The sequence below is a fragment of the Delftia sp. BGA-UO-ETr-SB1 genome, assembly GCF_059567865.1.
The window spans coordinates 1,163,867-1,178,395 of record NZ_JCAQOW010000004.1 but is presented as its reverse complement, the minus strand read 5'-3'; the positions used below and the strand labels follow the sequence as shown (position 1 = coordinate 1,178,395).

The window sequence follows — 14,529 nt, the reverse complement described above, 5'->3', positions numbered from 1 at the left end:
GGCCGATAGCCTTGCCTACTCCAGCACCACGGCCGTGCCGCTGGCAGACACCATCAACATGCCGTTGCCCTGGCCCAGCACTTCGTAATCCAGGTCCACCCCCACAACGGCATTAGCGCCCAGTTCCTGGGCACGTTCCTCCAGCTCCTTGAGCGCAATCTCGCGCGCCCGCTGCAGCTCGCGCTCATAGGTGGCCGACCGCCCGCCCACGATGTCGCGCAGTCCGGCAAACAAATCCTTGAACACATTGGCGCCCAAAATCGCCTCGCCCGCGACCACGCCACAGTAGCGGGTGATGCGGCGGCCTTCGATCTGGGGGGTGGTTGTGATGATCATGAGAAATCCTCGGTGGTGAATGACGGAGATGGGCCTTGATCGCCAAACCGGCCGGCGATCGGTTCAAGGAAGAACTGAACCAGGGCAGTCTGCCATAGGCCTGGAGTATCATCTCGCGCAAAGTGCTGAACACACTTCTTGCTAGCCGGTAAGCCGCTCCCGAAAGCAGTGTTGGAAAAATGCTTGGAGGCCTTATGGCTATTTTCTTTGCGGGCGTTTCAAAGCCCTTCCCCATCTCAATTTCCACTGCGCCACAGCTCTCTGATCTGTACATCGCTTCTTACCCTTTCTCCGCGCCCGGCTCCAAGCCATTTCGCTAAGGAGTCGCCATGTTGTACTTTCAGATGTCGGAAGATGAGTTCAACCAACTGAACCGTGTGCGAGAACAATGGGGACTCATCTCCAGCTTGCTGATTGGCGCTTACCCCAGCAATCCCATGGAGGTTGTCGAGTCCAATGAGCTGCTTGCCTTTATCAATGCGCAGATTGAGGCGATGGAGGCAGTTGTGGGGGCGATAAGGCAAAGGGGCGTGATGAAACAGCTGACTGAGGAGAAAATCCTGGCGAAAGCCGTATCCGAGATCCGTCTTCTCCTGAGCGGATATCTGGGAAGCAACGTGGATGCGGATCCGAGCGTACGGATCGCAGCGCACCTGGCCTATGCCCTGCACAACGACGCATTGGCCGTGCTGGCGGGAAATGGCTTCAGCGCCGACGAAGCGCTGAAGCGGGTGGCGGCCGTGGACTCTCTTCTAGGAGTCGAGGTGGGGAGCGAATTCGTTCGCAGCTTGGAAGCTTAGGGCTGCCTTGCCAGGCCGGTGTAACGCGGGATATTCCATCTGGCGTGATCGCTGCGGCCGTGCGGGGTAGTACGCGCGACCACAGATGAGGGCAAGACCGGCTTTCCTGCCCGGGCCTGCGGTCACCCGGCTCGGCAGCAGGTTCAGGCGGGTGACCTTCCTTTCATCGGCCTGCATGATCCGGACACCACGCGGCTGCCCGAACAGCCCCATAATCTGGCTTCAAAATTTCACGACACCAATGACACAGTCCCTCAAAGAACTCCTTGCGGCCAAGGCCGCGCTGGACATGGAAATTGCCAAGGCCCGCACCTCGGCGGCCGACGCTGCCCTGTCCAAGGTCCAGAAGCTGGTGACCGATTTCGGATTCACCCAGCAGCAAGTGTTCCCCTACATCCCTGAAAAAACCAGTGCGCCGGCGAAGTATCGCGATCCGGCCACGGGAGCGACGTGGACAGGTCGAGGCAAGCCTCCGAACTGGATCAAGGACCAGGATCGCGAAGACTTCCTCATCGAAAGCAAACCCGAAGCGGCCCAAGGCCCGTTCCTCGCCGAAATGGCGGCAGCGGCAGCTCGCAACTGAAGGCACTGCACACGGCGGAACGCAGGATGCCGTGCGGTGCGGTGGAGTTCCGATGCGAAGGAATCTGTGCCTTCCGAAAAAAAGCCCTCTGAGCATTCAGCGGGCTTTTTTTCCGGCCTGGCGCCGGCAATGTGGCTGCCCTGTGCATCTTTGCAGGGCGTCCATGGCGGTCGTGCAAGAGGGAACCAGCAAGGCCTGCGCTGCAGGGTGGTGCCCATCGGGATTTCTGTAGCAGATCCCGTTTTCAGAGCTTGGGCTTCACAGCCTTGGCACGTTCCGCGTCGAGGGCGTTCTTCTTTGCCGAGTCGGCCGCGTCCTGCTGCTGCTTTAGCGCGTCATAGACGTGCTGCGTCTCCACGATGGTGACCTGAAGCTGCTCCACCAGCTTTTCCGGATTCATGAAGTTCCACTGTGCCTGCACAAACGAGCCGCAGCGCTCGCCGAATTTTTCCGGGGTTGAACCACGGTTGCGGGTACCTGGGCATGGGGCCTGTCCACGCGCGCCTTTGTAGATCTTGCCAGCGCGATCGAATTGCCATGAAGCCAGTCCACGCAGGACATCCACGTCAGTGAAAGAAGGCTCGCCGTATTTTTCCTTCAAGGCTGCCAAGGTGGCTTCCTTGGTTGGACGCGAGCCGGTTTCATAACGCTGCTCCCGGTACACGAACCAGGTGGCATTTCGCTCGTCGAAAATGACCTTGAGCAGATCGGGCGGAAACACCTTGCGCGGATCATCCTTGGCCTCGAAACCTGCGACTTTCTCCTCTCCGGCGCGCCGCAGATCGGAAAAAACATATTTCGGATTGGCGGCCGCAGCGGCAGCACGGGCCTGATCTGGCGTGGCGCCCAAGCGTATGCCGCTGATATTCAAACTGGACTCTGCATGTGCTGGAAGAACAAGAGCAAGAACGGCAGCCCCAGTAAGAAACGCGGAAAACTTCACAAAAACCCCTTTTTAAAATAAATGAATAATCAAGCAGGAATATAGGAAATATTCTTGATATTTGATTATCAAATTCCAGAAAGCACCCATCCACGGCCTGAACAAGCCAATGAACAATGCAGATGGTGTTTCTGTAGTCTAGCCTCTCGAGACTGGGGAAAATCCGAACACCCTGGATTCCTTACACTTGAATACAAGTGCACCAGCCTGACGATTGCCTGAAATTGTTATTTTTCTATTATTTCTTCATTCTTCATTTGTTTTTCTTATTCAACCGGCAGCGTCATGCCGGCCCGGGCAGACACAGCAGACGCCCTCCCGCGCCTGCCTTTTCTGCTTTTTTTGCTTTGATGCCCGGCCTGCCCCTCAGGCGTGGCTGACCGGGCAGCTGCCTGCCTTGCCCATGATGCTGTCCGCAGGCGCCTGCGCGCGGTCGTTCAGGCCATAGTCGCGCAGTACCTGGGTGACGCGCACGCGGTAGTCCTTGAAGATCTTGTCGCGGCCGGCGCGCTGGGCGCTGAGGTGGGCTTCCACGTTGCGCCACTGGACGACAGCTTCCTCGTCGCGCCAGGTGGTGACGGACATGACTTTCTCGGGGTTGAGCGTGCTCTGGAAGCACTCCACGGAGATGAACCCCTCCATGGGCTTGAGCATGGGGGTGAGCTTGTTGACCAGGTCCACATAGGTCTGGTTCTGGCCGGGCAAGGCCTGCAGTTCGAACAGTACGACAACCATCTTCAACTCTCCTTTTTTCGGGAACAGAGATTCCGGCGCCGCGCAGCGGCGGCTCCGGCGTGGGGGAAATGGGTGAATGGGCGGCGCCGCAGGTTCAGCGGCTGCGCTCCAGGTTGGTCAGCCAGGCGGCCAGCACATCGCGCGCGGCCAGCGCCAGCAGGCCGCCGTATTTCTGGGCATCGGCGCGCAGCGTGCGCGGGTCCACTTGGGCGACGCCCAGTTCGCAGGCATGGCCGACCAGCCAGCGCTCCAGCCGGGCCGCATCGGCCTCCAGATGGAATTGCAGGCCCAGCACCTGCGTGCCGACGGCGAAGGCCTGGTTGGCGCCGATGGCGGTACCGGCCAGGTGCACGGCGCCTTCGGGAATGTCGAACTGGTCACCATGCCAATGGAGCACGGGCACGCCGTCCAGTTTGGCGAGGGGCGAGGCCAGGCCGGCGTCGGTGAGCGTGAGCGGCGAAAAGCCGATTTCCTTGACGCCCAGCGGGTAGACCCTGGCGCCCAGCGCGCGCGCGATGAGCTGCGCGCCCAGGCAGATGCCCAGCAGCGGCTTGCCGCTGTCCAGCCAGCGGCGCACGGCCGCCAGCTCCTGGGCGACGAAGGGATAAAGCGCCTCGTCATAGGCACCTATGGGGCCGCCCAGCACGACCAGCAGGTCGGCACGGCCCAGGTCCAGGGTGTCAAGGTCGCCGATGCTGGGATCGACGTACTGCACTTCGTAGCCGCGGCTGGCGAACTCGGCATGCAGGGTGCCCAGGTCTTCGAAGTGGATGTGGCGCAGCGCGATGGTTTTTTTCATGGGAGGAACTCAGGTGGATACAGGAGGGTGGCTTGGAACGTGCGGAGCCCGTCAGGCGCCGGGTTTGAGGTCGACGTGGATATGGCCTGCCGAGGGGAAGGTGCAGCAGGCCAAGGCATAGCCGGCTTCCTTTTCCCTGTCGCTGAGGCAAAAGTCCGCCTCCAGCCGTGAACTGCCTCCCGTGATGCGGATGCGGCAACTGCCGCAGATGCCGGCCCGGCACTGGCTGCGGATGGCAATGCCCACGCCCTCCAGGATTTCCAGCAGGCTTTTGCCGGACGCGGCTTCGACAATCTGCCCGCTGTGCGCGATCTGCAGCTGGCATGCCTGCGCGGTCTCGCCTGGCTGGGCGGTGGATGCGGCAGGCGGCGTGAAGGCCTCGATGTGCTGTATGGCACCGGGAAAGCAGGCCCGCGCATGCTCGCGAAAGGTCTGCGCAAAGGCGTGGCCACCGCAGATGACCACCGCCTGGGGCTGGCCCAGCGCCAGCAGGGACTGCGGCGAGGGGCGGCCCGGCACGAAGGGCCCGTGGGCGGCGATGTCTTCGCGCGTGATGTGGATACGCAGGTCGAACCAGGGTGCCGTTTCGCACAGCTGCTGCAGCTCCTGCAGGAACGGAATGTCGGCCATGCGCGCAAAGCACAGCAGCAGCGTGGTGCGTGGCACGCGCTGGCCCTGCTGCTGCAGCCGCGCCAGTTCGCGCAGCAGCGCCAGCGGCAGGGTCAGGCCGATGCCGCCGGCCAGCATGACCAGGGAGTCCAGGCCCAGCACCAGGTCGGCCGTGATGTCACCGGCCACGTGGCCGAGCGGCAGCGTGGAGCCTGCGCGCAGCACCGCATGCATGTGGTCGGAGACGCTGCCCCGGCCCGAGCTTTTGACGGCAATGTCGAACTGGCCGGCGCCGTCGTGCTCGCTGCAGGGCTCGTAGCGGGTGATGGAGTACAGCCGCTGCTGCACGGCGCCACTGGCGTCGGCATGCTCGACGGCCACATGCCGGCCGGGCCGCAGGCCGCCAAGGAATTGCGCCGAGGCGCCCTGCACGCGCAGGGTGTAGACCATGACGCCGCCCGCCTCTGCCCGTGCCGCGGCGCAGCGCGCCAGCGTGCTGCCTGCCTGGAGGGCGGCGCTCATGCCTGCATCTCCTCGAGGACCGAGGACACCAGCGCCACGCTGCCGCCCAGGTTGCGGCCTGCCAGGCCGATGCGGTCGATCAGGCTTTGCACCGAGTCGGTGTAGACGCCGATCTCGTTGCTGTCGCCCACGTCGTGCAGGATGTCGCGCGCATGCGGCATGCCGACCATGGTGAAGACGGTGGACCAGGCGCCCAGCTCGTTGTTGGCGAACATCTGCACGGTCTTGAGGATGATGGAGCGCAGGTAGCTGCGCTCGCGGTTGCTCAGGCCCTGGACGATGTCGGTGGCCACCGAGCTGAAGACGCTGGAGTGGCTCCATTCGTCCACGGCGTGGGTGCGGGTGACCTCGTGGCAGATGGGCTGGATGGAGCGGTCCTCGGCCATGGTCTTGAGGTAGTCGGTGATCAGGGTCTCGCTGGCGCAGGCAATGGCGAAGCGGGCCAGGCGGCGCTCCCATTCCGCGCCGCACTGCGCCAGCACGCCGTTGCGCCAGCCGACGAGGTTGAAGTCCGCGTAGTCCAGCGGCGCCAGGCCGCGCATCTCGTAGATGTAGTTGCAGGCCATGATGGACATGCGGGTGTGCAGGGCCTCGTCCAGCAGGGCCTGGGACATGACGTCCTGCAGCAGCGCACGGTTGGCGCTGGGCGGCGGGGTCTTGATGATGTCCTCGCAGGCCGGCGTGACCACGTTGCACTCGATGTAGATGGTCTTGAGGTTGTAGATGCCCCAGGCGTAGGACAGGCATTGGTCGCGCAGGTGCTGGGGTGCCTCCACCCATGCCTGGTGATCGCGAAACGGCAGCAGCGAGGCGGTGAAGTCCTGCCGGGCGGGGTCGAACGCCAAGCCGCAGTAATCAGGCAGGTCCTGATTCACGGCCGCTCTTGACTTCCAGAGCAGGGACAGCTTTTTGAGCGCATCGCGCACGGCGTCATCTGTCCGAGAGATATCGAGATTCATTTTTCAACTCCGTGTGATTGAACTTGATTGATCTGAGTCAAATCGCCTATTCCCTCCCCCCGCTTTCTCCATCTGCCGCAATCACCAATGGCGCCGCAAATGGCACTGCAATTGACGCTGCAGATGGCAGATACGTTGTCATGGATTTCTTCACTCTGTCATATTCCGCCTTGAATCAATCTGCCCGACTGCAGATTGCGGATGATTCGTGGCGGTATTGGATCTCATGACTTTCAACGTCTGGCGGCGAATTCTATGGAGAGAGCATGGATTCAAACAGACCTATTTTCGTCAATGAACCAGACCGCTTTTTTCAACGGTTTACATTGGCATGCCACCTTAATTGGTCTGCCCACCCGCTGAAACATGGTCGGAATCAAGGCAGCTGCACTTTGTAGACTGCCCATTACCGATGCGCCCTGGTTTCCAAATGCTTCCATAACCCGGGCGCTGCCGATTCCCGTGCTTCAGCGCCTCCAAGACAGCCAATGCGACATGGACGATTTATCGCTCCCCAAAATCAATTCACTGGATCTTCAACAGGCAGACAGCGAGGCCTGGGATGCCATCGCGGCCGAGCGGATTCGCCAGTCGCGCTCGATTGAATTGATTGCCTCCGAAAACTTCGTGAGCCGCGCGGTGATGGAGGCGCAGGGCTCGGTGCTGACCAACAAATACGCAGAGGGCTACCCGGGCGTGCGCTACTACGGCGGCTGCGCCAATGCCGATGCCGTGGAGAACCTGGCCATTGCGCGTGCCAAGGCGCTGTTCGGCTGCGCGCACGCCAACGTGCAGCCGCACTCGGGCAGCCAGGCCAACCAGGGCGTGTACCTGGCGTTCCTGGAGCCCGGCGACAAGATCATGGGGCTGGACCTGCGCTCGGGCGGGCACCTGACGCATGGCTCCCGCGTGAGCGTGTCGGGCAAGTGGTTCCAGTCCATCAGCTACGAGGTGGACGCCCGCTCCCAGCGCATCGACATGGACCAGGTGCGGCGCATTGCGCTGAAGGAGCGGCCCAGGCTCATCATTGCCGGTGGCTCGGCCTATTCACGGCAGATGGACTGGGCCGAGTTCCGGCGCATTGCCGACCGGGTGGGCGCCATCTTCATGGCCGACATCGCGCACGTGGCGGGGCTGGTGGCCGCGGGCGTGTTCCCCTCGCCCGTGGAGCACGCCCATGTGACCACGACCACCACGCACAAGACGCTGCGCGGGCCGCGCGGCGGCATGATCCTCTCGGCCGACGCCGAGATCGCCAGGCGCATAGACGCCGCCGTGTTTCCGGGCCTGCAGTCCGGCCCGCTGATGCATGTGGTGGCGGCCAAGGCGGTGGCGCTGGGCGAGGCGCTCAAGCCCGCCTTTCGCACCTATGCGCGGGCCGTGGTGGACAACGCCCGCGTGCTGTGCGACCGGCTGTCGCAGGGCGGACTGTCCGTGGTGTCCGCAGGCACGGACTGCCATCTGGGCGTGATCGACCTGCGCCCCTGGGAGCTGACGGGCAAGGCCGCCGAAACGGCGCTGGAGCAGATCGGCATCACGGTCAACAAGAACGCCGTGCCCGGCGACGGCGCGCGGCCGCTGGTGACCTCGGGCATCCGCGTGGGCAGCGCGGCCTGCACCACGCGCGGCATGGGCGCCGACGAGTTCCGCGAGATCGGCGACATGATTCTTGCCACGCTGGGCGGCATACGCAGCGGCACCATGAACGCGCGCACGCTCAAGTCCATCCACGAAGGCGTGTCCGACCTGACCGGGCGCTTTCCCCTGCCCTATTGAGGCATGCAGCGTCCGGCGTCTCCCAACCTGTCAGGGTTTTCGCAGCGCGTTGGCCAGGCGCAGCACGGCGGCCTCGATCTCGTAGGCCGTGAGCGAGGCATAGCCCAGCAGCCAGCCCGGTTGCCGCTGCTCGCCCGCGTACAGGCGGCTGAGCCCCTGCAGCAGCACGCCGGCCGCGGCGGCGCGGCGGATGGTGTCCTCCTCGGACCAGCCGGGCTCCAGCAGGCAGGGCACCTGCATGCCGCCCTGGGGCCGTGGCGCGGTGACGATGCCGGCCAGGTGCCTGCCTATGGATTCGAGGATGACCTCGCGCCGCCCCGCGTACAGCTTGCGCATGGCCCGCACGTGGGAGTTGTAGTGGCCGTCTTCCATGAAGCGCGCCAGCGTCAGCTGCTGGATCTGGGGCGTGTGCCCGTCCATGATGCTGCGCGCCTGGACAAAGGCGCGCACCAGCTCCTGCGGCAAGGCCATGTAGCCCATGCGCAGGCCCGGGTACAGGGTCTTGCCGAAGGTGCCGATGTAGATGGTGCGCGCGTGCTTGTCCAGGCCTTGCACGCAGGCGGTGGGCATGCCGTCGTAGTGGAATTCGCTGTCGTAGTCGTCCTCGATGATCCAGCGCCCGCTCTCGAACGCCCAACGGATCAGGTCCAGCCGCCGCTCCAGCTGCATGGTGACGCCCGTGGGGTACTGGTGCGACGGCGTGACATAGACGCAGGTGGCGCCGCTGCGGTCGGCATGCAGCAGGTCGGTGCGTATGCCTTGCGCGTCCACGTCGATGGGCAGGACCTTGGCCTCGGCCGACTCGAAGGCCTTGCGGGCGCCGAAGTAGCCCGGGTTCTCCAGCAGGATGGGCCGGCCCGCATCCACCAGCAGCTGCGCGCACAGGAACAGCGCCTGCCGCGTGCTGCTGAGCACCACGATCTGCCCGGCGTCCACCTTGGCGCCGCGCTCCAGGTTGAGGTAGGTGGCAATGGCCTTGCGCAGCGGCTCGGCGCCCTGCGGGTCGCCGTGCAGCAGGACGCTGGCACGGTAGTCCTTGAGCGCCTGGCGCTGCAGCCGCTCCCAGACATCGGTGGGAAAGGTGCGCGTCTCGGGCAGGCCGGTGGCAAAGGCCCGAATGGTCTGCTGGTCGGCGATGCCTCCGCCGTCAACAATGGCCTGGCCGCGCCGGCTCAGGCCGGCACCGGCCCTGCCCGCTGCGGCCACCTGGGCGCTGCGCTCGTGCTCGGGCGACCGGCCGCGCCGCGCCGCCCGGCCCCGCAGCTCGGTGCCGATGGTCTCGGAGACATAGCTGCCCGATCCCTGGCGCCGCACGATGAAGCCGTCGCGGTGCAGCTGGGTGTAGGCGTTCTCCACCGTGTCGCGGGCAATGCCCAGCGAGTCGGCCAGCGAGCGCGTGGCCGGCAGCTTCAGGCCCGGCAGCAGCGCCCCATCCAGGATCAGCGCACGCATGGCGCGCTGCACCCGCTGGTGCAGGTCCAGCTGGCGCAGGTCGGCATCTCCCATGCGGATCTTCAGGGTCTCAAGCTCGAAGGTCTTGCTCATGCGGTCTGCTGCCTTTCAACTCATTGCACCTCTTGGGCAGGCCATTGTACTGACGCAAACGCTGCGCGCCCATTGCAAAGTGGTCTGCAACAAGAGAGCGAAGTGTATGGATCATTCAGTCCACTTCAGCGCTCAAATACCCTTTTCCCCAGACAGCCAGGAATCCAATCCCCAAGGAAAACGAGAAGACCATGCCTTCATCAGACACACACTCACCCCTTCGCTTCAGCGACCTCATCCACCCCGTTGTGGCCGGGCTGATCTCGGTCATCGTCAACTACGGCGGCACCTTCATCCTGGTGTTCCAGGCAGCCAAGGTGGCCGGCCTGAGCCCGGAACTCACGGCTTCGTGGGTGTGGTCGATTTCGATTGGCGTGGGCGTCACCGGGCTGGTGCTGAGCTGGCTCTCGCGCGAGCCCATCATCACGGCCTGGTCCACGCCGGCCGCCGCCTTCCTGGTGACGGCACTGGCCACCACGCCGTATGCCGAGGCCGTGGGCGCCTATGTGGTGTCGGCCGCGGCCTTCGTGGTGCTGGGACTGTCGGGCTGGTTCGAGCGCGTGATCCGGCTGATTCCGCCCGGCGTGGCCTCGGGCCTGCTGGCGGGCATCCTGCTGCAGTTCGGCATCAAGGCCTTTGGCGGCATGAGCGTGGACCCGGTGCTGGCCGGCCTGCTGATCGTGGCCTACGTTCTGCTCAAGCGGCTGACGGCGCGCTATGCGGTGGTCGGCATCCTGGCGCTGGGCCTGGCGTTCCTGCTGGCGCAAGACCGTGTGGACCTGTCCGGGCTGCAGCTGCGCTTTGCCGCGCCCATGTTCACGCGGCCGGAATTCACGCTCAACGCCCTGCTCAGCGTGGCCCTGCCGCTGTTCCTGATCACGCTGACCGGCCAGTACATGCCCGGCATGCTGGTGCTGCGCAACGACGGCTTCAAGACCAGCGCCAACCCCATCGTCACGCTGACGGGCCTGGGCTCGCTGCTGATGGCGCCGTTCGGCTCGCACGCCTTCAACATCGCCGCCATCACGGCCGCCATCTGCACGGGCAAGGAGGCGCATGAAGAGCCGTCCAGGCGCTGGATCGCGGGCATCGCTGCGGGCGTGTTCTACATCCTGGTGGGCGTGTTCGGCGTCACGCTGGCGGCCGTGTTCATGGCGTTCCCGGCCACCTTCATCACCACGCTGGCGGGCCTGGCGCTGCTGGGCACCATCGGCGGCAGCCTGGCCAATGCGCTGGCCGACGCCAAAACCCGCGAGGCCTCGCTGATCACCTTCCTGGCCGCTGCAGCCAACATTTCCATGCTGGGCATAGGCGGCGCCTTCTGGGGCCTGGTCATCGGCCTGGTGGCCCATGCCGTGCTCAACGGCCAGTGGCCGCGCCGGGCCGTCCGCAGCGAGGCGGGCACCGGCAACGTGCCCTCCGCCGATGCCGCCATCAAAAGGAGCTGAAACCATGTTTGCGACACAAGACACCACCGGTGGCACCGCCCAAGCCGCCGACACCCTGACCCGCCACGACCAGCACGGCCGCTACCCCCAGGCCGAGACGGTGGACGATTTCCGGCACAACCTGGCCACCGTGCAGGCGCGCATGGCCGCTGCCTGCCGCCGCGCGGGGCGCGACCCGGCCAGCGTGCGCCTGCTGCCCGTGAGCAAGACCAAGCCCGAGTCCAGCCTGCGCCTGGCCCACGCGGCGGGCTGCCGCATGCTGGGCGAGAACAAGGTGCAGGAAGCCTTCGGCAAGTGGGAGGCCATGCAGGACCTGGCCGATCTGCAGTGGTCCGTCATCGGCCACCTGCAGACCAACAAGGCCAGGCTGGTGGCGCGCTTTGCCAGCGAGTTCCAGGCGCTGGACAACCTGCGCGTGGCCGAGGCGCTGGACCGCCGCCTGCAGGCCGAAGGCCGGGCGCTGGACGTGTTCGTGCAGGTCAACACCTCGGGCGAGGCCAGCAAGTACGGCCTGCCGCCCGACGAGGTGCAGGGATTTGTCCAGGCCCTGCCCGCCTTCAGTGCGCTGCGCGTGCGCGGCCTGATGACGCTGGCCCTGTTCTCCAGCGAGGCCGAGCGCGTGCGCCAGTGCTTCGTGCTGCTGCGCAGCCTGCGCGACCAGCTGCGCCAGAGCGCGCCGGCGGGCATCTCGCTGGATGAACTGTCCATGGGCATGTCCGGCGACTTCGAGATCGCCATCGAGGAAGGCGCCACCGTGGTGCGCGTGGGCCAGGCCATCTTCGGCGCCCGCGCCCAGCCGGACAGCTTCTACTGGCCCGCAGGCGGCCCCGATCCTGCCGCCCAGGCACTGCCATGAACGCGCCCCCTCGCCCCCCTTTTCGATTCAACCCTGACCCCGCTTGAGGACCTTGACATGCAAAAAGCCATGCAACCCCTTGATTCCCGCCTGATGAAGGCCTATGCCCGCCAGCCCGTGTCCTTCGTTCGTGGCCGTGGGGCCCGGCTGTGGGACGAGCACGGCACCGAATACCTGGACGCCATTGCCGGCGTGGCCGTGACCGCCCTGGGCCACGCGCACCCGGAGATCGCCGCCGTGATCGCCGAGCAGGCCGGCCTGCTGCTGCACACCTCCAACGTGTTCCGCATCGACTGGCAGGAACGCCTGGGCCAGCGCCTGTGCGCCCTGGCCGGCATGGAGACGGCCTTCTTCTGCAACTCCGGCGCCGAGGCCAATGAGGCCGCGCTCAAGCTGGCGCGCCTGCACGGCCACCGCAGGCAGGTGGCGCGGCCGCAGATCCTGGTGATGGACAACGGCTTTCACGGCCGCACACTGGCCACGCTGTCGGCCACGGGCAACCCGGCCAAGCAGCGCGGCTTCGAGCCGCTGATGCCGGGCTTCGTGCGCGTGCCCTATGACGACATCGCGGCCGTGCACCACGCCGCCGCCCAGCATGGCGACATCGTGGCCGTGCTGATCGAGCCCGTGCAGGGCGAAGGCGGCATCCGCCTGGCAAGCCCCGACTACCTGCGCCAGCTGCGCAGCCTGTGCGACCGGCACGGCTGGCTGCTGATGCTGGACGAGATCCAGACCGGCCTGGGACGCACCGGCGCCTGGTTCGGCCACCAGCATGCGGGCATCGCCCCCGATGTGATGACCCTGGCCAAGGCCCTGGGCAACGGCATTCCTATCGGCGCCTGCCTGGCGCGCGGGCCTGCGGCCGACCTGATCTCGCCCGGCCAGCATGGCTCCACCTTTGGCGGCAACCCCCTGGCCTGCCGCGTGGGCTGCACGGTGCTGGACATCATGGAGAGCGAGGACATCCCCGGCCGCGCCACGCAACTGGGCCGGCGCCTGCTCAACGGCCTGCAGCAGGCGCTGCACGGCCACCCCGACGTGCTGGCCGTGCGCGGCCAGGGCCTGATGGTGGGCATCGAGCTGAACCGCAACTGCCAGGAACTGGTGGGCCGCGCGCTGGCCCAGCAGCGCCTGCTGATCACGGTGACGCGCGAATCCACCATCCGCCTGCTGCCGCCGCTGATCTGCGACGAGCGCCAGATCGACGACATCGTCGCCCGCCTGGCCTGCCTGCTGGAGTCGGCCAGCGCCGCGCAGGCAGGCGCGCCCGCCGCAGGCCAGCTGGCAGCTGCATGACCATCGACTCTCCCAGCCCTTGCCCCGACACAGGAACCACTCACCCATGTACGACGCATCCCTGACCCTGGCCGACTTCGACCTGCAGCTGGCCAAGGCCATCCAGAGCGAGAAACGCCGCCAGGAAGACCATGTGGAACTCATCGCCTCCGAAAACTACGCCAGCCCGCTGGTGATGGCGGTACAGAACTCGGTCTTCACCAACAAGTACGCCGAGGGCTACCCCGGCAAGCGCTACTACAGCGGCTGCGAGAACGTGGACGTGGCCGAGCGCCTGGCCGTGGAACGCGCCATGGCGCTGTTCGACTGCGACTACGCCAACGTGCAGCCCCATGCCGGCGCCCAGGCCAATGCCGCCGTGTTCCTGGCGCTGGCCCAGCCCGGCGACACCGTCATGGGCATGAACCTGGCCCAGGGCGGCCACCTGACGCATGGCAACCCGTCCAACTTCTCGGGCCGCCACTACCGCATCGTCCCCTACGGCCTGGACCCCGCCACGGGCCTGATCGACTACGACGAGATGGAGCGCATCGCCGTGGAGCACCGGCCCCGCATGCTCATCGGCGGCTTCTCTGCCTACTCGCGCCACAAGGACTGGGCCCGCATGCGCGCCATTGCCGACAAGGTGGGCGCCGTGTTCTGGGTGGACATGGCCCATGTCGCAGGTCTGGTGGCTGCAGGCGAATACCCCAGCCCACTGCCCCACGCGCATGTGGTCACCAGCACCACGCACAAGACGCTACGCGGCCCGCGCGGCGGCCTGATCCTGTCCAAGGGACAGGACGAAACCTTCAACCGCCGCCTGAGCTCGGCCGTGTTCCCCGGCGTGCAGGGCGGGCCGCTCATGCATGTGATCGCCGCCAAGGCCGTCGCCTTCAAGGAGGCGCTGCAGCCCGGGTTCAAGGCCTATCAGCGCCAGGTGCTGGCCAACGCCCGCGCCATGGCCGCCGTGATCCAGCAGCGCGGCTACCGCATCGTCTCGGGCGGCACGGACAACCACCTGATGCTGATCGACCTGTCCGACCGCAGCTACACCGGCAAGGATGCCGACGCCGCGCTCAGCGAGGCGCACATCACCACCAACAAGAACACCGTGCCCAACGACCCGCGCTCGCCCTTCGTGACCTCGGGCCTGCGCATAGGCACGCCCGCCGTCACCACACGCGGCTTCGGCCAGGCGCAGTGCGAGCAGCTGGCCGGCTGGCTGTGCGATGTGCTCGATGCGCTGGACGCGCAGGAAGGCGCCCGCTTTGCCAAGGTGGCGGCGCAGGTCAGGGAGCAGGTGACGGGGCTGTGCGCCCGCTATCCGGTGTACGGATAGC

General features: G+C 65.8%; 14 protein-coding genes. 7 read left to right on the top strand and 7 right to left on the bottom strand.

The window, feature by feature from the left end; genetic code table 11:
- Window positions 1-15 precede the first annotated feature (15 nt).
- Window positions 16-336, bottom strand: coding sequence for a heavy metal-binding domain-containing protein (locus AC57B5_RS05835; protein ID WP_012205554.1), 321 nt, complete (start codon window positions 334-336; stop codon window positions 16-18).
- A 329-nt stretch (window positions 337-665) separates the two neighbouring features.
- On the opposite strand from AC57B5_RS05835, the gene AC57B5_RS05830 reads away from it, so the two are divergent.
- Both AC57B5_RS05830 and AC57B5_RS05825 read left to right on the top strand, forming a co-directional pair.
- Entirely contained in the window at window positions 666-1,136 is a 471-nt protein-coding gene (locus tag AC57B5_RS05830; protein WP_496398978.1) for a hypothetical protein, read from the top strand.
- A gap of 241 nt (window positions 1,137-1,377) precedes the next feature.
- Entirely contained in the window at window positions 1,378-1,719 is a 342-nt protein-coding gene (locus tag AC57B5_RS05825) for an H-NS histone family protein (RefSeq protein ID WP_013802462.1), read from the top strand.
- 244 nt (window positions 1,720-1,963) lie between these two features.
- Here AC57B5_RS05825 and AC57B5_RS05820 read toward each other — a convergent pair whose 3' ends face one another.
- The 5 genes from AC57B5_RS05820 to AC57B5_RS05800 all read right to left on the bottom strand — a co-directional run bounded on the left by AC57B5_RS05820 (window position 1,964) and on the right by AC57B5_RS05800 (window position 6,286).
- Window positions 1,964-2,662, bottom strand: a complete 699-nt coding sequence (locus AC57B5_RS05820; protein WP_192367580.1) for a hypothetical protein — start codon at window positions 2,660-2,662, stop codon at window positions 1,964-1,966.
- Between the two features lie 366 nt (window positions 2,663-3,028).
- Window positions 3,029-3,397, bottom strand: a complete 369-nt coding sequence (locus tag AC57B5_RS05815) for an antibiotic biosynthesis monooxygenase family protein (protein ID WP_012205544.1) — start codon at window positions 3,395-3,397, stop codon at window positions 3,029-3,031.
- A gap of 94 nt (window positions 3,398-3,491) precedes the next feature.
- Window positions 3,492-4,196, bottom strand: a complete 705-nt coding sequence (locus tag AC57B5_RS05810; RefSeq protein WP_496398977.1) for a glutamine amidotransferase — start codon at window positions 4,194-4,196, stop codon at window positions 3,492-3,494.
- A gap of 51 nt (window positions 4,197-4,247) precedes the next feature.
- Window positions 4,248-5,327, bottom strand: a complete 1,080-nt coding sequence (locus AC57B5_RS05805; protein ID WP_496398976.1) for a 2Fe-2S iron-sulfur cluster-binding protein — start codon at window positions 5,325-5,327, stop codon at window positions 4,248-4,250.
- A complete protein-coding gene (locus AC57B5_RS05800) occupies window positions 5,324-6,286 on the bottom strand; it encodes an AurF N-oxygenase family protein (RefSeq protein ID WP_012205541.1) in 963 nt (320 codons plus the stop codon). The genes AC57B5_RS05805 and AC57B5_RS05800 overlap by 4 nt, the downstream gene beginning before the upstream one ends.
- A 495-nt stretch (window positions 6,287-6,781) precedes the next feature.
- Here AC57B5_RS05800 and AC57B5_RS05795 point away from each other — a divergent pair, with 495 nt between their 5' ends.
- Window positions 6,782-8,062, top strand: coding sequence for a serine hydroxymethyltransferase (locus AC57B5_RS05795; protein WP_170962038.1), 1,281 nt, complete (start codon window positions 6,782-6,784; stop codon window positions 8,060-8,062).
- Between the two features lie 30 nt (window positions 8,063-8,092).
- On the opposite strand, the gene pdxR is transcribed toward AC57B5_RS05795, so the two are convergent.
- A complete protein-coding gene (pdxR, locus tag AC57B5_RS05790) occupies window positions 8,093-9,607 on the bottom strand; it encodes a MocR-like pyridoxine biosynthesis transcription factor PdxR (RefSeq protein ID WP_013802466.1) in 1,515 nt (504 codons plus the stop codon).
- Window positions 9,608-9,798: 191 nt separating this feature from the next.
- Between pdxR and AC57B5_RS05785 the strand changes: the two genes are divergently transcribed.
- The 4 genes from AC57B5_RS05785 to glyA are packed head-to-tail and all read left to right on the top strand — an operon-like array spanning window position 9,799 to window position 14,528.
- A complete protein-coding gene (locus tag AC57B5_RS05785; protein ID WP_496398975.1) occupies window positions 9,799-11,055 on the top strand; it encodes a benzoate/H(+) symporter BenE family transporter in 1,257 nt (418 codons plus the stop codon).
- A gap of 4 nt (window positions 11,056-11,059) precedes the next feature.
- Window positions 11,060-11,911 carry a YggS family pyridoxal phosphate-dependent enzyme gene (locus AC57B5_RS05780; protein WP_065345855.1) on the top strand — a complete coding sequence of 284 codons (852 nt, stop codon included), beginning with the start codon at window positions 11,060-11,062 and terminating at the stop codon, window positions 11,909-11,911.
- A gap of 57 nt (window positions 11,912-11,968) precedes the next feature.
- Complete coding sequence (locus AC57B5_RS05775) at window positions 11,969-13,207, top strand: aspartate aminotransferase family protein (protein ID WP_496398974.1); 1,239 nt, start codon at window positions 11,969-11,971, stop codon at window positions 13,205-13,207.
- A 46-nt stretch (window positions 13,208-13,253) separates the two neighbouring features.
- Complete coding sequence (gene glyA / locus AC57B5_RS05770) at window positions 13,254-14,528, top strand: serine hydroxymethyltransferase (RefSeq protein WP_496398973.1); 1,275 nt, start codon at window positions 13,254-13,256, stop codon at window positions 14,526-14,528.
- Window position 14,529: the final 1 nt, after the last annotated feature.